General features: G+C 46.8%; 13 protein-coding genes (1 of these 13 only partly in view). 4 read left to right on the forward strand and 9 right to left on the reverse strand.

The window, feature by feature from the left end; all coding sequences use genetic code 11:
• Positions 1-622: 622 nt before the first annotated feature.
• On the forward strand, positions 623-7,717 hold the full coding sequence (locus ACYSNS_RS00795; protein WP_461721230.1) for an autotransporter outer membrane beta-barrel domain-containing protein: 7,095 nt from the start codon (positions 623-625) through the stop codon (positions 7,715-7,717).
• 405 nt (positions 7,718-8,122) lie between these two features.
• Here ACYSNS_RS00795 and ACYSNS_RS00800 read toward each other — a convergent pair whose 3' ends face one another.
• The 6 genes from ACYSNS_RS00800 to ACYSNS_RS00825 form a co-directional block, all read right to left on the reverse strand.
• Positions 8,123-11,392, reverse strand: a complete 3,270-nt coding sequence (locus ACYSNS_RS00800; protein ID WP_461721231.1) for an autotransporter domain-containing protein — start codon at positions 11,390-11,392, stop codon at positions 8,123-8,125.
• Positions 11,393-11,613: 221 nt separating this feature from the next.
• Positions 11,614-12,708 (reverse strand): alpha-hydroxy acid oxidase, encoded by a 1,095-nt coding sequence (locus ACYSNS_RS00805; RefSeq protein WP_461721232.1) that lies wholly within the window; start codon positions 12,706-12,708, stop codon positions 11,614-11,616.
• Positions 12,709-13,545 carry a tetratricopeptide repeat protein gene (locus ACYSNS_RS00810; protein ID WP_461721233.1) on the reverse strand — a complete coding sequence of 279 codons (837 nt, stop codon included), beginning with the start codon at positions 13,543-13,545 and terminating at the stop codon, positions 12,709-12,711.
• Positions 13,546-13,561: 16 nt separating this feature from the next.
• Positions 13,562-14,245: a Fe2+-dependent dioxygenase gene (locus ACYSNS_RS00815; RefSeq protein ID WP_461721234.1), complete on the reverse strand. Its 684-nt coding sequence runs from the start codon at positions 14,243-14,245 to the stop codon at positions 13,562-13,564.
• Between the two features lie 99 nt (positions 14,246-14,344).
• A complete protein-coding gene (locus tag ACYSNS_RS00820; RefSeq protein WP_461721235.1) occupies positions 14,345-16,675 on the reverse strand; it encodes a TonB-dependent receptor in 2,331 nt (776 codons plus the stop codon).
• 210 nt (positions 16,676-16,885) lie between these two features.
• Positions 16,886-17,791, reverse strand: a complete 906-nt coding sequence (locus tag ACYSNS_RS00825) for a LysR family transcriptional regulator (RefSeq protein ID WP_461721236.1) — start codon at positions 17,789-17,791, stop codon at positions 16,886-16,888.
• Positions 17,792-17,896: 105 nt separating this feature from the next.
• Between ACYSNS_RS00825 and ACYSNS_RS00830 the strand changes: the two genes are divergently transcribed.
• Positions 17,897-18,652: an SDR family NAD(P)-dependent oxidoreductase gene (locus ACYSNS_RS00830; protein ID WP_461721237.1), complete on the forward strand. Its 756-nt coding sequence runs from the start codon at positions 17,897-17,899 to the stop codon at positions 18,650-18,652.
• 83 nt (positions 18,653-18,735) lie between these two features.
• Positions 18,736-19,443: an acetolactate decarboxylase gene (gene budA, locus ACYSNS_RS00835; protein ID WP_461721238.1), complete on the forward strand. Its 708-nt coding sequence runs from the start codon at positions 18,736-18,738 to the stop codon at positions 19,441-19,443.
• A gap of 485 nt (positions 19,444-19,928) precedes the next feature.
• Here budA and ACYSNS_RS00840 read toward each other — a convergent pair whose 3' ends face one another.
• The 3 genes from ACYSNS_RS00840 to ACYSNS_RS00850 are packed head-to-tail and all read right to left on the reverse strand — an operon-like array spanning position 19,929 to position 21,176.
• On the reverse strand, positions 19,929-20,216 hold the full coding sequence (locus tag ACYSNS_RS00840) for a hypothetical protein (protein ID WP_461721239.1): 288 nt from the start codon (positions 20,214-20,216) through the stop codon (positions 19,929-19,931).
• On the reverse strand, positions 20,195-20,803 hold the full coding sequence (locus ACYSNS_RS00845; RefSeq protein WP_461721240.1) for a hypothetical protein: 609 nt from the start codon (positions 20,801-20,803) through the stop codon (positions 20,195-20,197). Before ACYSNS_RS00845 ends, ACYSNS_RS00840 begins: the two co-directional genes overlap by 22 nt.
• Positions 20,796-21,176 carry a plasmid mobilization relaxosome protein MobC gene (locus ACYSNS_RS00850; protein ID WP_461721241.1) on the reverse strand — a complete coding sequence of 127 codons (381 nt, stop codon included), beginning with the start codon at positions 21,174-21,176 and terminating at the stop codon, positions 20,796-20,798. The genes ACYSNS_RS00845 and ACYSNS_RS00850 overlap by 8 nt, the downstream gene beginning before the upstream one ends.
• A gap of 321 nt (positions 21,177-21,497) precedes the next feature.
• Here ACYSNS_RS00850 and ACYSNS_RS00855 point away from each other — a divergent pair, with 321 nt between their 5' ends.
• Positions 21,498-25,368, forward strand: the 5' portion of a protein-coding gene (locus ACYSNS_RS00855; protein ID WP_461721242.1) for a HigA family addiction module antitoxin. The gene runs 263 nt beyond the window's last position; only the first 3,871 of its 4,134 coding nucleotides appear in the window; the start codon lies at positions 21,498-21,500; the stop codon falls past the right edge of the window.

Here is a 25,368-nt window from a genome sequence, read left to right on the forward strand (position 1 = left end):
CGCAACTAGACCCATAATACAGAGAGCGCCCTCATGATGCCGGGCAAGCTAAAAGCGTTAATATTGCAGACTTTTAAAAACGAACACGGATGCTACCGATAATATATAATCGACAAATCACGATCGCGACATTCAGATGGCGCACACACCCTATCGACACTTTTTGCAAGATGATACTTTGACGCAGGCGACCTCTATTCACATAGAAGACATCATTCCATGAGAACCGCAGGGCCTACCTGTGAAACGCAGCCTTTTGAAATATCAATCATTATCAACAACTTAATGTTCATTACATCACATTGAACCGAATGGAAGATGCCAGTGTGACCAAAATGTCAATGCATGGATTTTTCCCGCAAAATACAACCTATGAATTGTTATTATCGTAAAAAATCAATCATAAGTTGGTTAATTATGTGTGATTCTCGTGGTAAGTCGAGTAACTTTTCATAATCTGAGCGCTTTAGTCTAGTTTTCGACGCTAAAATGTCACATTCTAGCGCTAGATGCTGTGCTCGAAACAGGTGGTCGAATGTAGAAAACGATTTAATATGAACACTATGCAGTCGGGGGCCTCTGCTGGTGTTTTTGTTTTCTGCACCAATATTGGGGTCCTATCATGCTATCTATCAAGCGGTCAGCTTTGCTGTTGACAACATTCTTGTCTGCGTCATTCTCTCTATCATACATGTCGCTGGTATCAGCATCAACCTGCAATACCGGCATCACCGACGATGCGGTCGCCAGTGGTGGATCGTGCACGATACCCGCTTGGAGTACGCAGCAAAATAGTAATGACGTTAACGCGACGTCAGGCTTCAAAGGTTCCGTATCCGTAACTGGCGGCGATACTATTACACTTAACGGTAGCTTCGATAAGATCCCGGGCGGGAAAAAGTACGAAGCCACGATTGTCAAGCTTGGCGATTATCTGACCGATAAGTCGATTTTTGATAAAACCGTTCTTAATTACGGCACTTTGAAAACTATTGAGATACCGGATCCCGTTTCCGGGACACGAGTAGTAACGGTTTATGACAGTTCTGGCTTCAATATTTCAGCCGCTTCAAAGGCAACAGATACCTTTACTATCCCCGGCAATGCTGATGATGCCACTGGCCGCGGCCTATACGTCAATATGGCTTTTGGTGCTGTCTACGGCAATCAAGGCGGCGGCACGCTTAATGTTAATTTAGGTGGTGCTAATCAATATATGATTGTGAAGCAGGATATTGGACTTTTCAGGGCCTATGGCAGCAGCGACGCTTCTGCCAATCCGACGGTGATTAATTGGAACTCAAAGATGAACATTACCTTTGATACCGTTCCAACCTTTTCCGCCGGACAGCAAGTACAAAATAGCATCAATTATACGACATTTACGGGCACCCCTATCTCTGTTGATGGGACGACATATGCTGTAACCGATGTCGCTTCCATGCGCGCCTATAACGATGCGCTCATCGCATCAATGCAGGCGGGCGGCGAAATCACAATTGATAACTACAATACCTATTTGGAAAAAGCATATAAATCCAATCAATATAACTATAACTATACAAACAACGTCACAGCCGGTGACTCTGCGACGCTTCCGCAGGGCGCTCCGAATCTAATATATGCAAATGGAAAAAGCTCTGTTGTAAATGTTTCACAAGGTTCATACGCATCAGTTTACATGCCCGCAAATATCGGTGGCAATACAATATTTATCGACAATGGCGCAACCGTTAACAATTCTGGCACGATAGCAGGAACATTGGTTTCTGGGGTTTCTGCTGCCAACGGATCCGTTGTCAACAATACTGAGACGGGCGTAATCATCGCAGGCAGAGAATTCACAAATGCGCAAGATGCAGCCGGAAATGGTGGCTCTGGTGTTACTTTAAATAGCCAATCGACTTTCACCAATAGCGGCATTGTAAATGTGTTAGGTCGTCCTTACGATTCACGCGAAATAGGTCAGGCATGGAGTACCGGCGTAAACGTCGCAAATGCAACCTTTGTTAATGATACAACCGGCGTGATGAATCTCGGAGCCTCAACGACTGGTTGGTGGAGTAATCCTGTAGGGGTAAATCTACAAGGAAATGCGGATGCTACCAATAAGGGTTCTATCCTGATTGGTTATAGTGCCCAATATGATCTTTCCACCCCCTCTGTTGCAATTGTCAATGGTAGAGGGCGTGGCGCGGAGACTATCGGTGTCCAACTCTATAATTCATTTAACATCTTCACGAACCACGGTAATATCACCGTAGGGCGCTACATGGAAAACACCTACGCTATACGTTCGCTGTGGGCAAACCAAAAAATCACCAATGCATCTGACGGAGTCATCAATATTGATGGCGGTTATAATGATAGCGACCCCAACTATAACCCATTAGCCAATTACGGTATCTATGTAACAAATAATGGGGGACTAGCAGCAACATCTTTTGTTAGCAATGCTGGCACCATCAATGTCGGCGGCGTGAACAGTACAGCCATCCTCGCAGAAGCAACAAGCGGGAATACTGCAAACGCGCAATCTTCCGGTACGATCAATATTTCCGGTTCATCGACATATACCGGTTCGCAGCTTCTCAATAGAAATTACGGTATGCGCATTCTCGGCACCGGTGCCATCGGTACTTTATCCGGTGACTTGATCGTTGGCGGCAACGGATCCGTCGGCGGATATTCACGTAATGGCGGTTTAATCAAGGTTGAAGACACCGCTGACATTACACTTCAAAACGGCAAAGACCAGATTGGCTTTGTTATTTGGGGAAACGGTTCACTGGTCGAAAGCAAGCTTTCAAGCATGAAAGTTGGAACGGAAAATTCCATCGGCTTTTATGTTGCAAGTGGGGCATCGTTTGTTGACAATAATTCCGACGGCAACAGTCTGAGCTTCGACATCTCCGGCAAAGGAGCCATCGCTATTTTGGCATCGAACAGCGGTGAAAAATCCGTTGATTCTTCAACCGGGTGGGTTGTTACAACGGGAACCAATATTACCGTTAATTCAGGTTCAACATATAATCTGACCGGTGAAGGCGCACAGGCTATCCGCATTGAAGGCGGTGCGACGGGCACGCTCAGTGATAATTCAACCATCGTATTCTCGGCAAACAATACGATTGCCGCGACGGTTGATGGCCAGAATTACAGCCTATTCAGAGAAAAGATCAACGAACCAGACAGTGCAACAAAACTGACGTCATCGGCACACATCACAGATGCGGGTTCCTTGGCCACAGGTGTAATAGGCTTTGCTGTTTCAAACAGTGCGACATTGGATCTTACAACCAACTCCAACATCGAAATGGCTGGAACCGATAATATCGGTGTTTATGTCAACCAGGCAACGATGATCAATGCCGGCTCGATCAGCGTGAAAGGTGTCGGCGTGAAGGTTGAAGGCGCCAATTCCAAGATTACCAACACAGGAACAATCAATACAGCCGGCGGCCTGGCTGCGATACAGCTTTTGGACGAGGCCGCACTAACCTTGACAGGCAGCGGAACCGTACAGGCTGATGGTGGTGCACATGGTGTATATCTCGACACCGGTGCGAGCAGCCTAACAATGGATGGCTCTGTCATCACTGTAAAAGGTACAGGCAACGGCGTCGAGAATAAAGCCGAGATTACCGGTCTTACCTTGGCAAATGGTGCGAAAATCAATGTCGAGAATGGCGCGGGCATCCGGACATCTTCGTCACTGGGAAGCGCTAACAATGGAACGATCAACGTTTCTGGCAGTGGAACAGGCGTGGCTTTTCAGACAGCTACAGGACAGGCAATATCGAACGATATCGATATACTTGACTCCTTGCAGATGACGGTCAATGTCACCGGTGCAAACGGTACCGGTCTCTCGGTTCTCCATACAGGCAACGGTGTCGTTAAAAGCGGCGTCAGCGTCAATGTTTCGGCACAGGGCGGCTCGGCTGTTGTTCTTTCCGGCGTAAAGAGCTTCACCAATGCTGGCGAGCTTATCTCACAATCGACGACCAATCCGGTCATCAGTCTGGGTACTGCAACGGAAGTTATTAACGAAAGCACCGGTTTGATATCTTCCGCTACAGGAACCGCTCTGACATTTGACAACCAGGACAGCGCGCTAACCAATAGCGGCACGATTGTTGGTCTGGTCAATATGGCCAATGGTGATAACACTGTCTTATTGAATGATGGCTCGGTCAGCGGCGAAATTATCGCTGGAAATGGCACCAATGCGTTCACCGTTAAAGGTGACGCCACTTTCGAAAAGCTTGATGGCGGAGTGGGCGGTGGTAATGACACATTGACCTTTGATGGCGCAACTTACACCGCATCTGCCGATAGTGTCATACAACATTTCGAAACCCTTAAACTGACCAATAGCAGCAGTTTCACAACCGCGGATCTCATCGACATGACCGATGTGAGCGGTGGTGTCGGTTCGGTAGACATTGATGCTACATCGACACTCAACCTTCGTCCGACAGCAGGTTATACATTCAACCACAAGCTCAGCGGTTCAGGCGTGGTTTCGGCCATAATGGGCACTGCCAATGATGCATTCAATTTTGGTGCAGACACCGGCAGCCTATTCACCGGTACGCTGAAGGCGGGCCGTGGAACATTCAGTCTTGCGGGTAATAATACCAGCGCTTTGACGAATGCGACATTGCAAGTGGATGCCGATAATGTCACCACTGTGGGCAAAGGCAATCAGACCATAGGTGGATTGGCGTTTAACGGCGGCACAGCTGTTTTTGATATGACGTTCGGTGCAAAAGTCGCCAATACGACGATAACCGTTAAGCATCTGGATGCCAACGGAACAGGCAGTGTCAAACTGACGGGAGATTCCAGCTTCGTCAACACCATTCCGGTGACCGATCCGACAACGGTTGGTTTGCTCGAACAAGATGATGAAAATCAATTCCTTCGCCTGGTTTATGCCGATACGGTGAACTATGGCGCTGGTGCCCTTAAATTGCTTGATAAAGATGGCAATGTTATCAGCGACGGCAAACAGGCCGATATCACACAAAATGGTGTCAAGGTTGCACAAGGCAGCTATGACTATCGCCTATCAACCGATGATACAGGCATGTATGTTTCCTATGGATTAACGGAAATTGATCTGATTGGAAAAGACGCAAACGCTCTTGTTCTCTCGGCACGTGCAGGAGCAACTGGTCATGCAACCGATCTCTCTGCCAAATTGACGGGGAGTGGTGATTTGGTGGTTTCAGCTCGTACGGGCGAAACGATCTCGCTGTCCAACACTTTGAATGACTATACCGGCGTGACAACAGCAAACAGCGGCACGCTGGCATTCCGTGCAGACAATGTCTTGGGCAAAACGTCCCGCCTTGATATAAAAACGTCCGCTACAGTTGAAATGAATGGCTATTCACAGTCTATCGGCAGTCTCTATACCGCCAGTGGCGGGCAAATGATCATTTCTGATGGTTCCGTTTTGACGATTGATGATACGTTACGCGCATCATCTGACTCGATCGGTGGAAGTCTTGATACCAACACACTTGCTGGCAGTGGAAGCTTTGTTATCGACCCGTCAATTGTCTACGTAAACGGCGTGCAGAGCAATTTTACCGGCACTGTTCAGGTCACGGGTGGCTCTCAGCTTTACCTCAATAATGCCTCAGCCTTTAATAATGCTCAGTCGATTGAACTGACTGGAGCAAATGACCGACTTATTTTGGCTGATCTGGCATTTCATAACAGCACTTGGACGTCCACAAAAACGTCCGAGATGGCAACATCGATCAAAGGCGTAGGTACAGTCGCCGTAAGAGATGCGTTCGACGTTACTTTGACTGGCAATAGCAGCACTTTCACCGGATTGTTCGACATTGCCGCAGGTAGCAAGCTCACGGCGCAAAATCAAAACAACATTGGCAGTGCCAACATCACCACCAATGGCACCTTTGTTGCCAATACCTCAGGGCAGTGGAATTTTGACAATACCGTTACCGGCTCTGGTCAATTTGAAAAAACCGGCGGCGGCACCATGGTGGTCAAGCAGGCTCTATCGGGATTTACCGGCTTGACGAAAGTCAGCTCTGGAATGCTGGCACTGGGGAGTGCGGATATGTCGTCTTCACAAATTGGTGGTGCTCTATCGGTCGATAATGGCGCTATCTTTGCTGGCCTAGGCAAGGTTACCGGCACTGTAACCAATAATGGCACCATTGCTGCCTTTAATGCTGTCAGTGATTATTCAACTTCCGCGGCATCTACGTTGGATCTTGGCTCATTGAGCAATAATGGCACTATCCGTTTGGCAGGTGGTGCAGTTGGCAATATTCTCAATGTGCGTGGAGATTATAATAGCAACGGCGGATCACTCATATTGAATACTGTTTTAGCGGCTGATAACTCTGCCACCGACAGGCTGTATATTAGTGGAAATGTTAGCGGGACAACATCTGTCCAAGTTATCAATCGTGGCGGATTAGGCGCCAAGACGACAGGCGACGGCATTCAAATCATCAAAGCAGATGGAAGTGCTTCCGGCAATGCATTCGCTTTGAATTCGGATTATAGTTTCAATGGCCGGTCAGCCGTCATTGGAGGCGCTTACGCTTACTCTCTCTATGCAGGCAACGCGTCTGGGACTTTCAATGGTGATTGGTATTTGCGTTCGCTCTATACAGGTTCAGGCGGCGATGGAGATGGCGGCACAACTGATCCGGATAAAGTGGTCTATTCCGCTACTGCACCGCTTTACGAAGCCTATCCGCAAATTTTACAGCAACTTAACAAGCTTGGTACATTACAGCAACGTGTCGGCAATCGTACCTGGCTTGGCAGTGGCTCGGACAACCAGACCGCTATGATCAACGAAATGGAGGGTCGCGGTTTCTGGATGAAGGTGGAAGGTTCCACTGGTCACGTAAATTCGGATATTAGCAAAACCCGCAGCAACTTCGATCTTGATATGGTCAAGACACAACTTGGTCTGGATTTCGAGATCACCGAAAGTGATGCAGGCAAGCTTATTGGCGGCGCTTACGTACAATATGGCCATGCCAAGGCTGATGTCTCATCCCGCTATGGCAAGGGCGACATTAAAACCGATGGCTATGGGCTCGGCGGTACATTGACGTGGTATAGCGCTAACGACGTCTACGTTGACGGTGTTGCACAAGTTATGTGGTACGACAGCGATATCAAGTCCGATTGGCTTAATAAGGGGTTGGGCGAAACTGTTGTAAGCGGTAATAACGGTACCGGTTATGCTGTCTCTGTCGAAACGGGCAAGAAGATTGCTCTTAACCATGAATGGACAATGACGCCGCAAGCACAGCTTTCCTACAACGCAGTCGACTTTGATAATTTCCGCGATAGTTATGGCGGCAACGTCCATCGTAAAGATGGTGATGCTTTGACTGGCCGCATCGGTGTCGCTTTCGACCGGGAGAAAGCGTGGAGGTCGGCCGCAGGAGATATGCGTCGTTTGACCACCTATGGAATTGGTAATCTTTATTATGAATTCCTTGATGGAACCGAGATATCTGTGACCAATGTAGACTTCCGTAACCGTTCCGACCGGTTCTGGGGTGGGCTTGGCACAGGTGTTTCCTACAATTGGAAAGATGACACCTATTCGATCTATGGCGAGGTTGATGCGCGAAGCAGCTTCGAAGATTTCGGCAACAGCTATTCGCTAAATGGAACGGTCGGTTTTAAAGCGAAATTCTGATAGCTATAGAACACGCTCAAAATGACAAAACGAGAGGCGGGACAGCAGATATCACTGTCTCCCCTCATTTGTTTCAAATATATAAGTGCAGGCAAAACCATTTTGGTTTGCACGCTTCACATCTCCATCACAATGACCATTCATCGGTTCGCGGCGGTCTGCAATGCGGCGAAAAGCGTCGGTGTTTTAGGAACAGAAGGCTCTATCCCATAGCAAAATATCAACCTTGAAACTGTGATCTCTTGGATACTTTAGGGCAGGTAGCATCTTTGATGCAAATTCAGGAACGGGCTTTTGCAGCTGAAATAAACGCAAGAATATGAAAAACCGCTATTCATGTGAATAGCGGTTTGTGTCAACTCTCTTAATACAGATAAAAGCTTCTAGTCTGCCTATATCAGCGCATCAAAATTCATATTTAATCTTCATGCCGCCGCCGCCGCCTTCACGTTGGCCGACAAACCCTTGTCCTGAAACATCAACACTTAGCGCTTGATTAACGCTGATTGGTTTGAAGGATATTCCAGCTTCGAAAATACCAGTGTCGCCATCTAGAGATGGTTTGTCAAGTTTCAAACCATAGGCTTGGGCTTTTACCTCACCATCAAATTCGTGCTCATAGGCGGCACCAACATAAGGTTTAATTTGCTCGCTATAAATGTAGCTATAACGCGTGCCAACCCGGATACGTGAACTATTTGTGGAATCAAAATGGAGCCGTTCGGCACCGACATCCACAGTTTCACTGTCAACTCTGGTCCATAGATAACGGCCATACACATCGACAGAATTACGATCATCGAAATTGAATACATAACCGACACTACCATGGGCGCCGAAATAATTGGCCCCGCTATCGTAGGAACCGGCAACACCATTCGCATCAATCAGATCATTGCTATCAAAATCAGTGTCAATCTTACCAGCGCGGAATGCAGCATCGAGATAAAGCCCATCCGTTTGACCAGCAGCAAGATTTGTTACGCGGCCTAATCCCGTTCCGGCAAAATCTATCCGACCAAGAATGCCACCACCCGTATAGTGCGTGTCACCGTCACCATGAACCGACGCGTAAGAAGCAAAACTATTATAGCTGTCATAAGTACCGCGGCCATATTCAAAGAATGCACCGACAGTAACCTGATGAACACCAGCCAGTTCAAAACCCGTTGCTAAACCTGCAGCCATATTGAAACCGTCAACATCAACATGACTCCCTGTTTTATAACGGCTGGAGCTGCCACTGACGACGAGAAATGGCACCAAATTCATCTGAGTAATATGAGAGCTAGCTGCCGCTACAGAGCTTTGTGCCGCACGAATCCCTGTATCAGCAATGAGATCAGCACCTTGCGTTGCAAAGCCAAGCGCTGCAGCGCGTCCTTCAGAAAATGCCTTGGATTGAGGATTGATACGACCGGCTAGTTTCGGCGTATCCTTGCTTAGATTGCCGTTACCATCAATCAAAGTGCCAATGTCTTTTGTATCGATAGGTTCGGGTGTCACTGTCTTATTATAGGCGGTCAAGACAAACGTATCCTGATCCGTTTGCTTGGCGCGCATATCGTAAATGATAAACTGGCCTTGTTTAACTTCCATAGAGATACTGTCAGGCGTGTTTACAACCTTGTCGATCAGTGTGACCTGATCTCCGACGGCAAGCCGGTTTCCATCCGAGACGAAAGCAATCGTGTGGATCGTGTTTTGCAGATCGACGGCTTCCGTACCGGTAATGTGAATCAGTGTTTCCCCATTCACCACATCCTTAGGAAGAATCCAGTTATAGTTTTGGAAATTTTTGATACCAACAAGGTCGCCGCGGAAACCGTTGAGAGTCAGGGTATTACCGGTAAAAACATCACCTGTATTGGATGCATCATAGCCACCATACAATGTACCGCCAATACTGATTCTGCTTCCAGTTAGCGTGACATAGTTATCGGTTACAGAACCCTCGCGCGAATAACCTGCATAGACGTTTCCATCTACCTTCGCATCTATAAGCGAAAGCTTATTACCCGTCACATTGCCTTTTGCAGTAAATGCGGAAATAGCAAGACCTTTTACATACGCATTTCCGGATAGTGAAAGGCTATTGTTCGTTGCATCCGATCCTCCTAAATCAACATAACCAGCGACAACACTCGTTCCTATCGTTGCGTTTGATACAGATACCTCATTTAAATTCGCCGTTCCTGTGTCAGACCAACCGCCGACAACCTGTTTTTGGAAGTTGCCTCCGGAAATGATTACCTTGTTGTTGCTAGAAGCGCCTGCACCGTCAGCTCCACCGCCGTAAACATTGTCTTGGACCTCTCCCCCACGAACATATACGGTATTGCCCGAGACCGAACCTGTCGTCGAACGACCACCGTAGAGTTGAAATTTTAACGTTCCGCCTTGCATATCAACGGTGTTGTTTGTTGCGTTACCATCCTCCGAAAAACCGCCGAGAACAGTCCCGGTTATCAAAGCTGTACCCTTGACTGTAACTTTGTTGCCCGTGACAGTCCCTGATGCGCCCGAATATCCACCAATCGCAAAATCGCGCAATGTTCCCGCCGAAATCGCCACGTTGTTTCCCTCGGCAGTACCATCTGCAACGCTGCCGCCAATCACGGTGTCTGAAATATCGCCACCGCTAATCATAACTGTATTATTTGCCGCTGTGCCACTACCGGAATTAACAAAACCGCCCTTAACCGTACTACTAACACGTGCTGAACCCGAGATATTAACCTGATTGTTTCGCGCGTCACCAGCCTGTGCTACATAACCGCCATTAACATCACGAACAACCGCATTATCTGATACTGCAACGCGGTTATCGACTGCGTTCCCGTTATAGGCATAACCACCTATTGTTGTACTGGCAGATCCACCATTGATTTTAACCTCATTTGCAGACGCGTTCCCATTTCTATCTGCATGACCGCCGTGAATTTCGCCAGTTACATTTCCGGCAGACATGGTGACCAAATTTTCCGTTGCGTTGCCGTCAAAAGTTAGACCACCCCTAACTCCATCCTTCAGGACACCGCCAGTGATAAGAACGTTATTTTTCGATACATTACCAGCTTGATCGGCATAGCCACCGAAAACGCGCCCATCTACTATTGCATCGGCAGAGATCGCCACTGTATTTGCGACTGCAGAGCCTACAACCGATCGGCCTCCAACCACCATTTTCTTCACTTCACCACCGCTTATATCGACGATATTATTGGTCGCAGTACCACTTCCTTGGTAAACGAACCCGCCATATACAAAACCCTCGATCAGCGACGTACCCGAAATTTTAACCTGATTGCGATCGACGGAACCTCCATCACCGGAATAACCGCCGATAACAGCATCTATAACTTTACCGCTTGTCATATTGACTGTATTAGCGTTTACAACGCTATTATTCGAGATACCGCCAAAAACGCGGTTAGGCGCTTTATAGTTTTCCGCGAGATTTGTGCTATCATTAATAGTAACGGTATTGCCAGTTGTGGTTTGTATTGAATAAAGGTAACGTTCCCCCGGTGCAGAGGGATCAGTATGAAGATTCTCATATTCTGTTTCTGTACCGGTGTATGTGATGTCTTCGGCTTTTGCGGCAAGTGTAGTTAATGAACTGATAGCCAATGCTACGATAGACACATTTGTCTTGAGAAGTTTTTTACGCATGAATGTTGTATCCCCACTACAAACCAGAATGCTTATCAGACAACCCTCTATATTGAGAACATCTCTTAAGCCGTTTCAATCTCTCTAACATCTCTATGCATATCAAAAACAAATGCACAATAAGATTCTTGATACGAGAGAATTCATACTTAATGATTCAATAGCGATTCATGTATTTTTGCCACATAAATGCTTTTTATTTGTATATGCAGATATATTCTTCATAAAACTGACATGTGTCTATGAAAGATGATGTCGGGGGTGATATCGGCGAGATATTCACAACCGCAGAGTGCCATGGCCATCTCGAATTCTGTTTGTAGGATTGTCAGCATATGTGCAATTCCGCTCATACCGCCTACAGCCAACGCATGAAGAACCGGTCGCCCGATTAATACAGCACTGGCACCCAGTGCCAAAGCTTTGACGATATCCGTCCCGCGCCTGATATTGCCATCAATCAACACCGGAATCCGCCCATTCACCTTCTGCGCGATGAGTGGCAATAGCTTGAGCGTTGCCGGAGTCGTATCGAGTGTCCGTCCGCCATGGTTGGAAATGATAATGCCAGCTACACCATTTTCCAGCGCGCGCTCAGCATCAAGCGGATGAAGAATTCCTTTTACCAAAACAGGCAAATGACTTTTGCTGCATATCCACCGCAGTGTTTCCCAGTCGGGCACATTATGTAGCATACCTTGAAAGACCGGACTACCGGCTTTTTTCTTGGGTATATCTTCTTGTTGGTATCGTTCCAGATTGACCGCACGGATATGCGGCGGCAGGGCAAAGCCACTGCGTTGCTCGACATTTCGCACACCACTCACTGGCGCATCAACCGTGATAACCAAAGCACGATAGCCACTATCTTCCGCGCGCTTGATCATGTCCAACGTTTCCGCACGCTGCCTGCGCATGTATAACTGCATCCACAGTTGATCCGCGCCAAATGCAGCAAGTTCTTCCAGGAGCACGCTGGACTGCGCACTGACACACATCGTATTTCCGGTAAGTGAAACAGCCTTTGCCGTTGCTTTTTCGCCGTCAGGATGAACAAGTTTGTGATAGGCCGTAGGCGCCAGAATGATTGGTGACGGGAGTGATGCACCAAAGAGTGACAATGCTGTTGTCGCATGATCGAATTTTCCAAGCACCCGCGGCAGCAGACACAATTCGTCATAGACAGCGCGATTACGTTTATGGGTCACCCCATCAGCCGCATACCCATCGATATATGCGACGATCTCAGGAGCTACGCTTTGTTGAAACCGACGCTGATAATCGCTTAGAGATACTATGTCGGCTGTTATTGTCATTTAACGTCCTTGATTCAACAGCGCCAGAGCCTTTTCAGAAACACTTCGCAAGCGCACATCCGGGTGTTGTTGGAACAGTTCCGCAAGCGTTGCACAATAGTCTCCAATTTGATGTTTTAAGGATAATTCAAGCCAATGCAATGCCTCGTCAACCTTGCCGTCAGCCGATAGAAGTCTGGCAAAATTGAAATGCGCCCAACAATCCCCTCCGACAGCACCGCGTTGATATAGCTCTGCTGCAGACTGAAGATCCTTTCTTGTTCCACGACCATCTTCAAAGAACAATCCAAGCATATTAAGGGATTTGACATGCCCTTTATCTGCAGCCTGCTGGTAAAGGGAAAATGCTCGCTCATCGTTTTGGACGGCCCCCTCCCCACGACGTAAGAGGTCGGCAAGGTTGAACATTGCCCAGTCATCACCCAAGGCTGCTGCTTTTTCAAACCAATAAAACGCCTCGACCGGTGTTTTTTGACAGCCCCAACCATTTTCATAACAACGGCCGACCATATTCATCGCAGGTGCGTATTCCTGTGCCGCGGCCAAGCCAAACCATGCAAAGGCTTCCTCGCGATCTTCAGGGACACCCTGCCCATGAAGCAAAATCTTACCCAAGGCATATTGCGCTTTGGGTGAGCCTTTTTGTGCGAGTTTCAAAGCAACATGCGCAGCGTTATGGCCTTGCAAAAGCTTTCGCCAATCCTCTATCTGCAGGATGGGCTGGCGGAGAAGGAAAATGTGCGGATCAACAGGTTCGCGTTGCTCCGTCGTTGGGCGTCGCGCCGCTATTTTTGTTTGTAGGTTTCCCGAAATGATCGATCTTACCCTTTCGGCCAAGCCCTTCCATAATCTCCTATAATTCCGCATTTTGGCGAAGAAGATTATGATAGATATTGACGAGCCGCAAGATGTCTGGATGATCATCGGCCATTGTTGAACGTAAGTTCATGATGGCAATATCAAGTTCATGCAAGGTATCACGCATGAAAACGTCGCGAATGAGCGATTGGGTCCAAAAAAATGATGCCCATCGTGATCCCCGTGTTACCGCTTCAACGCGATGCAGACTGACTGTTGGATAAACAATGGCACTACCCGCCGCCAATTTCACCCGGCTCTCGTTGTGGCCATCAATAATAACAAGCTCACCACCATCATATTCATCGGGCTCCGAGAGGAAGATTGTTGTTGAGACATCTTGGCGTATTCGCGCTCCACTACCGGAAAGCGCACGAAACGCACCATCAACATGATCGCCATAACGCATACCGACATCATAACGATTGAACAATGGAGGATAGACGTGCAACGGCATGGCCAATGAATTGAATGTCGGGTTGCGGCCCAAAGCGTTAAGGATAAGTTCGCCCAATTCCCGTGCTTCGCCGCTTTCCTGCGGTATCTGCAAATTAAACTTAACCTTTTTTGCCTGCTCTCCAGCGCTTGCTGCACCATCGACCCACTGTGACTTCTCCAGCACAGCGCGGCAATGTGCAACTTCATCAGGCGTTAAAATGGTGGGAATTTGAACGATCATAATCTAGCCTACCCCGTAAACAGATTTGGTACGCCGTCGAAACAGCGTTTCAAACCGAATTGAAACAGTGGCGGTTTCATAGAAACCGCCAAGCTTGCATTAAAATTTGGTACCAAGCTTCACGACAAATGTTCTTCCCTCAGACGGGATAGCGCGAGCGACTGATGCCTGCGATCCTTGGAAGAAGTTGTCGTAATTGACACGATCCGTCAGATTGTAAGCATTCAAGCTTAGATTCCACTTTTCTGTCTCATAAGATACGAGTGCATCCAAGGTATAGCTGTGAGGAACACTTGCACGATTGTCGCTGCGGATCGACATGGCATCGCGATATGTCATACCGCCACCGACGAGAAATTTCCCATCCATACCATCGAAATGCGGTGCCAGATTGTAAGTGGTCCAGAGCGTTGCGGCATTTTTAGCGGCACCGGCCACACTGTTGCCAATGATCGATTGATCGGAAGCATCCAATACTTCGCTATCAAGAAAACTGTAAGATGCGTAGACGTTCCATTGCATGGTCAATTCGCCGGTAACACCCAACTCGACACCGCGGACACGTTGTTTTTCGCCGGTATAGGTCAAATCTCCGTTTGGATCAGCGTAGATGCTGTTATCTTTTTCAACTTGGAAGATAGCGCCGGTCAAACCCAAACGCCCATTGAGAAGGTCGATTTTGCCACCCAATTCATAAAGATCACTGGTTTCAGGATCAACATCTTCACGACCCGCAGAAATCGGATTCACGTCAGACGAGATATACTGTCCAAATGGCAAATTGTTGGAACGCGCAAACGAAATATAATAGGTCTGGTTTTCCGTTGGCTCCCAAATCAAACTGGCCTTGGGGCTGGCGAAGGTTGCGCTTGTCGAATTGGAGTTGACACCCGAGGCACTCGTCAAATCATAATTGATTTTTTGATAGTCCCACCTTACGCCACCAACGATCGAAAACTGCTCGGTAAGCCAAACACGATCACTGACGAAGAAAGCGAAGTTACGCGAATCCGACTCTTTAAGATTATCAGGATTATTCACCAGATTGTAATTGCTGGAATCTGTGTTTTCGTCCCACAAAGTCGGCGGCGTCTTAGCTCTGCCGGATGAATAGACATATTTCAAGCCCTGCCGTTCATCATCCTGATACATCATATCAAGACCGAAAACAGCCTCATGACGCAAACTGCCGGTATCGAACTTTGCGATCGCGGTTGTTACGTTCTGAATGCCCCACGTGGTCTGGTCATAACTGACACCTCCACCAGCACCAATTGCAAGTATGGGGTTTCCACCTGCACCAAAAAGTGCCTCCGTACATCCCTTTGTTACGCCACCGCTCGTGCCACAATTCGCCGGTGTCGCACTGAACCAACGGCTGACATGGGTGTAACGGGTATCATTTTTGATGGTAAGCCAATCATTGACCTCGCGACTGAAGGTAGATGTCAACATGTGAACATCCGATTTATCACGGTCGGTGTCCTTACCGTAAAACATATCACGCGAGACACCATATTCCGTAACGGGACGGAATCGGCCACCCGGTGTCTGTACGAAAGGCACACCATAATCGACCGCGCGGTCATTATGCTGGAACATATAGTCCAGATGCCAGGTTTGTTCTGTACCAAGACCGAAACCGACCGACGCTGCCGCACCCCAACGATCATTATCAACATGATCGCGATCCGCCATATCCTGCCAGTTGCCCATGAGATTGAAACGGGCCGCTGTCGTGTCATTGATCTGCTTATTGTAATCCAACGTCGAACGATACGACGTCCCTGTACCGATAGAGCCATCTATCCGCCCGAATGTACCAAGCTTGGCCTGTTTCGATTTCATATTGACTGCACCACCTGTGGTGCCGACACCGAAACTTTCACCGCTTGGGCCTTTAAAGACCTGCACCTGCTCCATATTGAAGCTATCACGTGCGTAAACACCAAAATCGCGCAGCCCATCGCGATACTGGTCACCGATGGCTTCAAATCCGCGAATGCGAAAACGATCACCCGCCATGCCGCCATTGCCCTCGCCGGTTGAAACCGTGATGCCGGGAACGTTACGCAAGGCCTGCTCGAGCGTAGTGACGTTCTGCTCGACCATTACCCGTTCAGGCACCGTGTTGACCACTTGCGGGATGTCTTGCACCGTACCGGGCAAACGTGATGATGCTGTGCTTGCAGCGTTTGTATTGATCTGGCTAAGATTACCATTCACGGTAACGGTTTCCAAAAGCGTCGTATTGTTCACATTTGCAATTGGCGGATTATTATTGTGGCTTGGCTGGGTGTTTTGATTTTGAACCTGCGCTTGCGCGGTAGCGGGTATCGAAGTTAACGTCGCGACAATCCCAGCCTTGAATGCCAGTTCTCCCGCACGGCTGCGTTGTGCACTATTTCCCCTTGAAACTTCGCCTACCATTTTTTAATCCCTCACGTAAAATTGAATAGCCTCCTAACTTCCTTACTTAAACATGACATTTATTGTCAACATTGCGGACAGACTTTTCTCACAAAAACGTGATATTTATAGTTTTGAGGACTATATTAGTTCTTTATTTGCCTATTTCTTTGCAAAATGACCTAACCTGCCTGTGCGTTAAACCGCATCCAACATAGCAGACTTGAACGCTCAACTGGCCTTTACCGGTGATTTCAACCGACCGTCTGCATCCGTCGAGCAACTATTATAGATCAACTTTGCAATAGCGTTTATCTTCTTATCTGCCGCTCTCTTCGGGTGAACTACTAGCCACGTTAAAGCTTTTATGATCGGTTTCGTATCCTTGAGAGATAGGACTTTATAGTCGCCACTTGCAAGCTTTGGCGCAAGCACCCTTGAGGATTCCAAACCGATGCCGACGCCACTCTCAACGGCTGATAGAAGCTGCGATGCCCTGCTCACAGTCATCGTTTTGGCTTCCGCACCAACAAGCCCATTCAAATCCAGCCATTCTTTCCAACTTGTCCGCCCATGCTCGTTGCATAAAAGCAGATAGTTGAAGATATCTGCAGGAGCTGAGATTTTCTCAAAAAGACTATGATGACAAAAAGGCTGAAAATAGTCGGGACCAAGGAAGGTACTCTTAGAGATATTTGCTCCAGCTTCGTCAAGTAAAACGGCTATATCATAGCGATCGTAATCAGCCGGCGCCAGGGTTTCTCTGCTAATCATGTGAATGTCTTCGTAGCCAGCACTGAGGATCTGGCTTATCAATGGTTGAACAAGAAACGTTGCAAAACCTGGTGGACAAAATAAGGTTATAGTCCGCTTCTTTTCATTTAGATGCTGAATGCCTCGTTCTATCTCTTTTAAACCGGTTTCGACATAGGCAAAAAATTCCTGTCCAGCGGGCGTCAATTCGACACTGTTTGGCGTTCTATAAAAAAGCAAAACACCAGAGAGATCTTCAAGTTTCTTTATAGATTGGCTAACGGCACTCGTGGAGAGTAGAAGACGTTCCCCCGCCATCTTGAACGATTGACAGCGCGCAGATTCCATAAATACGTTCAAAAGGTTTAAAGGGATTTGTTTCATTTATTGTAGACCTGACTGTACTTAACCTATGTTCAATTTTATTAAATTGATAGGGGACCATTTACGCATATCATAGCATCACCTCATATGAAAAAGGCATTTGCTATGGAAATAGATTTGACAGGACAGGTCGCATTGGTGACCGGCGCGGCACAGGGTATAGGGTTCCACATCGCTGAAACGCTTGCACGGGCGGGCGCAACCACCGTGATCACCGACATCAACGATCAAAAAGGGCAAACCGCTCTGGAAAAACTGAAAGCGATCAATGAACGATGTGATTTCATCGCTTGCGATGTTTCTTCCGATGAGCAGACCTCAAGTTTAATTACCACGACAATTACGCGCTACCAAAAACTAGATATTCTTGTGAATAATGCCGGCATTATATCAAAGGGTAATGTCACCGATATTACGGTCCAAGAATGGGATCGGCTTTTCGCCATTAATGTGCGTAGTGTCTTTCTGATGACGCGTAAAGCATTGCCATACATGATGGACCGCAAATTTGGCAGGATCGTCAATATCGCTTCGGTTGCCGGTCAAGTCGGCGGCGGTTTTCTCGGCAATAGCTGTTACGGTGCCACAAAAGGTGCGATTATCTCTTTTACCAAAGGTATCGCAAGAGAAGCCGGCCCTTTTAACGTCACCACCAACGTCATTTGCCCCGGTATGATTGATACTGAAATTACAAGAGCGATGAGCGACAAAGATCGCGAAAATTCCGTTGCGGGCATCCCGCTGCATAAGGCTGCGCAGCCGGAGGAAATTGCCAATGGCGTTCTCTTTTTATCGTCTCACCTTGCAGATTACATCAACGGTGTCACGTTAAATATCGACGGTGGATTGGTACGTTATTAACAAAGACAAAAGCAAGTAAAAGCGGCCAGATGTAGTTTCTTGACGCTTGGATTTTCGTTCCCAATTTTATGGATGCATTGAATATGACAACTTCCGCAATAAAACAATTCTCGACCGTCAACGCGCTCATGTCCGGTCTTTATGATGGCGTATTTCCTGTCTCGACGGTCAAGGAGTCTGGCAATTTTGGGTTGGGTTGCTCGCACGCTCTCGGTGGCGAGGTGACGATTTTTGAAGGTACCGTCTTAGAGGCAAGAGGAGATGGAACGATAAGACAAATGCAGGACAGCGAATGTCTGCCCTTTGCACAGGTCACGACATTTGAAGCGGAAAATAATTTGCAAGCAGAAAATATTGATAAAGCAGCACTGCACGATTTTCTCGCGATCAACGTGAAATTGGATAATATTTTTCTCGCCGTCAAACTTGATGGTTCGTTTGCAAACCTGAAAATTCGTAAGCCTCATCAACAGACAAAACCCTATAAATCGGTGCTTGAAGTCGTAAGCGAACAGTCAGTTATCGAACTATCAGATATCAAAGGAACCATGATTGGTTTTTGGACACCACAGTTTTTTGATACGATTGGTGTCACTGGCTTTCACGTCCATTTTATCTCTTCAAATAAAGCCGAAGGGGGACATGTCATCGACTTCACCTTGGCAGAAGGAAGCGTCGAATATCAAACAAAATTCAATCTCGATATACAGTTGCCCGATGATACCTCCTACCTCGAGAAAGACTTGGCCATTGATGATATGCGCAAAATTATAAAACATGTCGAAAATTGACCGCCGTTTTATAAATCGACGCTACCCCATATCATCCGAAAACACTTTTGTCGGCTTCTATCCATCCAACAAAAGTTTCCGGTGCAACATATAATAGATAGTATCATTGCATTGGTATAAAGCATTTGAAACGCAAAACATATGAATTCTCATATCATCATGTTTTAAACCAAGACGTTTTTTTTTAAATATCGCAATACTGTATTGAAAGCGGACCATTCAGTTTATAGCGCAGCTCCCAGCTTTGGCAGACGCAAATCTTCAGGAGCGTGATAACAAAAGACACCCGATCTGCTGCATCAGGTCAGTCATTATAGGATCTTAATGCAATCCCTAAGCGAAAGGTGCGTCTTTCCATTGCGACCAACATGGCTGCACAGCCGATGCCGCTGCTACGTGCCGGTCATCACCGACACCTATTCCCAAATGAGCGAGAAGAAAACGGTAACCCAAAAAATAAAGGTCATAAGCCGAGATGGTTGCGCTTAACAGACAACGCAGCAACGATCAAAGTTTTGCATGACAAGATCGACGACGTCATTGAGACGTTTTTCATCCACACCATCCCTTGTCTGTACTGAAAACCCATGAATAATCGTTGAGCAGAGATCCGCAAACGCAATCGCATTGACGCTGGAAGGTAACTCGCCGCTTTTCTTGGCATACTCCATCTTCTCAATCAGCATATTCGTGCGTGTTTGACGCATGTCAGACAACCAATCAGCAATATTCTGATTTTCACGCGAACACGCTACACCGGAAGAAACAACCATACATCCCATATGTTCATGGGTGTAGATCGCAATTGCTTGTCGCAGTAAAATCTCGACTGATTGCCTGATTGTATTGCCTTTCGAAAAGGCTTTATTAGCAAAACTTCCCAACTCACTCTGGTATTGTTGAACCGCCTCTTTAAACATCTGTTCCTTGCTTCCAAACGCAGCATAAATACGAGTGACGCCATACCGCCACTGGTGCCGATCATCTTGACCATGGCAGGCTGGGCAGAATGTGATAAAGCCTTCATCCGCTCCCGTGTTGTCGGTACGGGAATGATAATTGGCTGTGATGGGATAAGGTTCAACTTGGAAATAAAGCCACGTGAGGCATGGCGCGGTTCATCATCAAACAGATTACCTTGCTCACGCCCACGCATAAAGCCAATGGGAATGGACAATGACCAGTGGGCTGCCTTATCAAACGAGCGGCTTTGCAGCTTGGCAAACTGCTGCCCGCGCGAATGACGGGCAAGGCGTTGCAGGAACATCCCTGCGATACGTCCCCGCACAGCTGCGGCATCCTTGCCGAAAGCCTTGTCAAATGCCTCGCCCAAAACAAGGGGATTGAATATCTCACTCATTACGCAAAGCTCCATCGACTTTGCTGCGTGTATGGATAATCATCTCACCATAGGTTTCGGCCAAAGCCAGACAGCCGGCATGGATTTGCTCCAAGATAGAAACAAACTCCTGCTCTGCCGGCAGATAGCCCTGAGTGACCGCACGGGTCAGCAGATTGAGGTTGACGCCGATCGCATGCAACTGCCTGCAAAGATCGCCTATTGTCTCGCTTAATTCCGGTTCTACCAGTTGCGCTTCCGCCTCTGCCGCCAGAACAAGGCGGCGGATCATGTGGGATACATTGATATTGTAGGACTGGGCTGTTTTTTGGAAGAGAGCTTTTTCGGCTTTGGAAAGGAGAAGATAGAAACCGGCATCTTTTTTCGATGCCATTATCACTCTCCATTTAATCTATGCAGATTTGGCTTTCTTATACCCTTCGCGAGAAGGGAATAGGCCGCGCTTGAGTAGCGGCAAATGATGAAGGTATACACCTTCAGCACATCCTGCCATCCTAGAAACTTATCCCACAGCCAATCGCATGGCAATGAGAACACAAGGGGGAGTTTCCTGGCGGTTTGGGATTAATCGTTCTTGTCAAAAACAAATGCTAGTTAGTTGATCAAACCATAGTCCACTTTAGTAATTTTTTTTGTAATGCGTTACATTACAGATTTTATGTACTATAGTGTTCGACACATTAGGAGGGCGCCAATGTCCATAGAACCCGATTCCACCACAAGTCAAACCAAAGCACCGCAGCATCCAGGACAGTACGTTCGCGAGATTGCTCTGATACCAAAGAACATAAAAGTAACAGAGGCAGCCAAACTAATTGGAATTAGCCGTCCAAATGTATCTAAGTTCTTAAACGGTAAGGTGGCTGCAACTGCAGAAATGGCATCAAGAATTGAACGGGTGTTCAAGATACCCGCACAAAAGCTACTGGATATGCAGGCGACATACGAAGCTGCGCGAGCCAAGTCTAAAGGTGTTCCTGAAAACACCAAGCAATATATTCCACCATTTTTGGCTATAAAGCGCAATGACATAGAAGAATGGGCATCCGAAAATATCTCGGCCCGCACTCGACTTTCTGTTCTATTACGAACCCTTATCCATTCAACAGGTATTGGTCTGAATAAAGTAGATTTCCCAGGTAACGATGACGCGGAGCGCCCAGGGTGGGACGGACTGATGCAAGCTTCAGAGGGAACACCTTGGATTCCAAGTGGAAAATCTGGATGGGAATTTGGTGTAAACTCCAATATCAAGGAAAAAGCCGCCGGAGACTTTGCAAAAAGTGTCAAAGCTGTAAGTAAAGCCGAAAGGATGGGAACAACTTTTGTGTTTGTAACACCAAGGGTATGGCACGGAAAAAAAGCTTGGATTGAAGAAGCGCGGTCTAAGAGACAATGGAAAGATGTTCGCGCCTATGACGCCCAAGATCTAGAACAATGGTTAGAGCAATCACTGGCAGGTCAAACATGGTTTGCAAACGAAATACATCGTCCGTCGGAAGGTGTCCGAACACTTGACAAATGCTGGCTTGATTGGGCTGAAGTAGCAAATCCTGCACTATCACCTACATTCTTCAAATCAAGTATTGATGCGGCAAAGCAATTAATGATTTCGCGCCTATCAAAACAGCCAGATGCACCCACAGTTATTGCTGCGGATTCCACTGGAGAAGCATTGGCATTCCTTTCACAGCTATTCGGAGATAATGGTGGTGAAGAATTAAGCCCATACCGAGATCGAATCTTGATATTTGATAAATTGGGCGTTTTTCCCCGTTTAGCACAAGGCGCACAAAACTTTATTGCTGTAGCTACGGGACGTGAGGTTGAACGTGAACTTGCCCCATTTGTTAAATCACTGCATACAGTAGTTATTTACCCTCGCAATGCAGCTATTGATCCCCATATCGTACTAGAGCCTGTCAATTACGATATTTTCCGCACCGCATTAGAAAGCATGAATTATAATCGTGATGACATTGCACGACTTGATAAAGAATCAGGAAGATCTCTAACTGTACTTAGGCGACGACTTTCTTCCACTCCAGCTATGCGCACTCCTTTGTGGGCATCAGACCATATTAAGGCAGAACGCCTTGTACCTTACCTTTTTGTAGGCGCTTGGGACACGACCAATCAAACGGATAAGGAAGCTCTTTCATTGCTAGCTGAGCTTCCTTATGACACGTTAGAAAAAGAATGCCAGTATCTAGCGCAACTTGAAGATGCCCCACTTTGGTCAGTCGGATCATATCGCGGTGTTGTCTCAAAAATTGATTTACTTTTTGCTATTTATGGTTCGATAACTGCAAATGACTTAGAGCGCTATTTCTCCTTAGCACAAATGGTTCTCGGTGAGGATGATCCAACCTTAGATTTGCCAGACAGTGAGCAATGGGCGGCAGCCTTACACAACAAAGTACGGGAATTTTCTGCAGCATTCCGAAAAGGCATCTCTGAGACATTAGTTCTACTTGCAATACATGGAAATAATTTGCTGAAGAACCGTCTGGGTCGAGATCTAGAGTATGATACAAAGCGGGTTGTCGAATATCTACTACCAGTTCCTCTCACAACTCGTAAATTGGAAGCGAACGATCGCGATCTTCCCACTTATGCTGAAGCGGCTCCGGAGACATTTCTGTCCATCATTGAACGGGATTTGAAATCAGATGAGCCTGCAGTTTTAGGCCTCTTACGTCCGAGCGATCACCAATTTTTTGGGAGTTATCCGAGTCGTACTGGCTTACTGTGGGCTTTAGAGGTGCTATCATGGAGTGCAACGACCCTCCCGCGAACTGCACAAATTCTAGCACGTCTTTCCGAAGTACAAATCAATGACAACTGGGTTAATAAACCTATCAATTCACTGAGCTCAATATTTCGATCTTGGATGCCACAAACAGCAGCTGACCATGAAGACCGACTTGCTCTTCTTAAACTTATAGCAAAAAAACATCCCAATGTTGCATGGAAAATATGTGTTGAACAGTTAGATAATCATCAGCAAATAGGTCATTACAGTCAAAAGCCGCAATGGCGCCAAGATGGTTATGGTCATGGTGCGCCCATCCCAACGTGGGCCCCGATCATATCTTTCAAGCGTGCAATGGTGGATATGGCGCTAAATTGGCCAAATTACTCACGTGAAATGCTGTGCGACCTTATAAAACACATTCACAATGTTGATGATGACGCTCAAGACAAAATATGGAAGATGATACAATCATGGGCTACTAATGCAAATGATGAAGATAAAATGGTTGTTCGCGAAAAGATCCGAGTGACGGTTAAATCTCGTCGCAGTGTGCAGCAAGCAGAAAAATCGGGGCGCGCTATTATGCCACCAGCTGCACAACTAGCTTATGAGAACTTGCAAGCTACAGATATTCTGATCCGCCATCAATGGTTATTCAAAGATACGTGGATCGTCGAGTCTGCCGATGAACTAGAAAAGGGAGATATCGACTTTAAAAAACGGGATACGTGGGTCAAAAACCAACGCGTAGCTGCGTTACGTGATATAATTAACGACCGCGGACTTGCAGGCGTTCTCGAATTAGCAGATAAAAGCAAGGCTTCATGGCAAATTGGCTCTTTGCTTGTTACAGAAGTTCTTTCATCAAACGAAATATCGAACGCTCTCTTTGCAGCGTTTCAATCAGCCATTGAATCAGATTCGTGGTCTATAAAAAACATGGTTTCAGGTGCATTATATTCGTTATTTGACCCAATTGAGCGAACTAATATACTTCAAATCATATCTGAGCGGCTTACGAGCCAAGAGATAGTCAAATTGCTATTATTAGCTCCCTTCCATCATAACACTTGGGAGATGGTTGATACATTAGAGGAAGCTGAACGCGCTTTTTATTGGGCGAACGTTGTTGCAGGTTGGATACATAATTCCGATGCAGAAAACAGCGAGGCTGTTGAATGCCTACTAGCTGCCCAGCGACCACGCGCTGCATTTGAATGTATTCGCCTAACCCCATCCAAAATCAAAGGTACACTACTCTACCAATTGCTTCATGATATGGCAAAAAGCACCAACGAGGAGCCCAACCAATACCAGTTAAGTCAATATGACATTACGGAAGCTTTCAAAGTACTCGACAAATCCCCAGAAATTAAGCTTGATCAAAAGGCAATATTGGAATTCGCGTATATTAAATTGCTGGCACGACCTTGGAGCAGTGATGAGGAACACCAGATACCAAACTTAGAGAAATTTATAGAATTACATCCTGAGATATTCGTGCAGTCAGTAGTATCTGCCTACAAGCGAAAAGACAACAACGAAGATCCACTAAAATATCAGGTCAAGCCTGAAGACCAGAAGCATCTGTCTGAAAAAGGATATCATTTATTGAACGCTATTAAGCGAATCCCGGGACAAGACGAACCGGTAGATCAGCAAACTAATTTTTTGTTCCGATGGACAAAAACAGTTCGCGACCTTTGCGCAGAACTTGCAAGGAGAGATGTTGCTGATGGGTGTTTGGGAACATTATTTTCTAATGCACCGATAGGACAGGATGGTGTGTGGCCATGCGAACCTGTTC

The sequence above is a fragment of the Bartonella sp. LJL80 genome, from assembly GCF_054871565.1.

Bases quoted from the DNA above. Each gene is read 5' to 3' on its own strand.
- ACYSNS_RS00795 (WP_461721230.1), top strand. From the start codon at position 623: ATGCTATCTATCAAGCGGTCAGCTTTGCTGTTGACAACATTCTTGTCT.
- ACYSNS_RS00800 (WP_461721231.1), bottom strand. From the start codon at position 11,392: ATGCGTAAAAAACTTCTCAAGACAAATGTGTCTATCGTAGCATTGGCT.
- ACYSNS_RS00805 (WP_461721232.1), bottom strand. From the start codon at position 12,708: ATGACAATAACAGCCGACATAGTATCTCTAAGCGATTATCAGCGTCGG.
- ACYSNS_RS00815 (WP_461721234.1), bottom strand. From the start codon at position 14,245: ATGATCGTTCAAATTCCCACCATTTTAACGCCTGATGAAGTTGCACAT.
- ACYSNS_RS00820 (WP_461721235.1), bottom strand. From the start codon at position 16,675: ATGGTAGGCGAAGTTTCAAGGGGAAATAGTGCACAACGCAGCCGTGCG.
- ACYSNS_RS00825 (WP_461721236.1), bottom strand. From the start codon at position 17,791: ATGAAACAAATCCCTTTAAACCTTTTGAACGTATTTATGGAATCTGCG.
- ACYSNS_RS00830 (WP_461721237.1), top strand. From the start codon at position 17,897: ATGGAAATAGATTTGACAGGACAGGTCGCATTGGTGACCGGCGCGGCA.
- budA (WP_461721238.1), top strand. From the start codon at position 18,736: ATGACAACTTCCGCAATAAAACAATTCTCGACCGTCAACGCGCTCATG.
- ACYSNS_RS00840 (WP_461721239.1), bottom strand. From the start codon at position 20,216: ATGGTTGTTTCTTCCGGTGTAGCGTGTTCGCGTGAAAATCAGAATATT.
- ACYSNS_RS00845 (WP_461721240.1), bottom strand. From the start codon at position 20,803: ATGAGTGAGATATTCAATCCCCTTGTTTTGGGCGAGGCATTTGACAAG.
- ACYSNS_RS00850 (WP_461721241.1), bottom strand. From the start codon at position 21,176: ATGGCATCGAAAAAAGATGCCGGTTTCTATCTTCTCCTTTCCAAAGCC.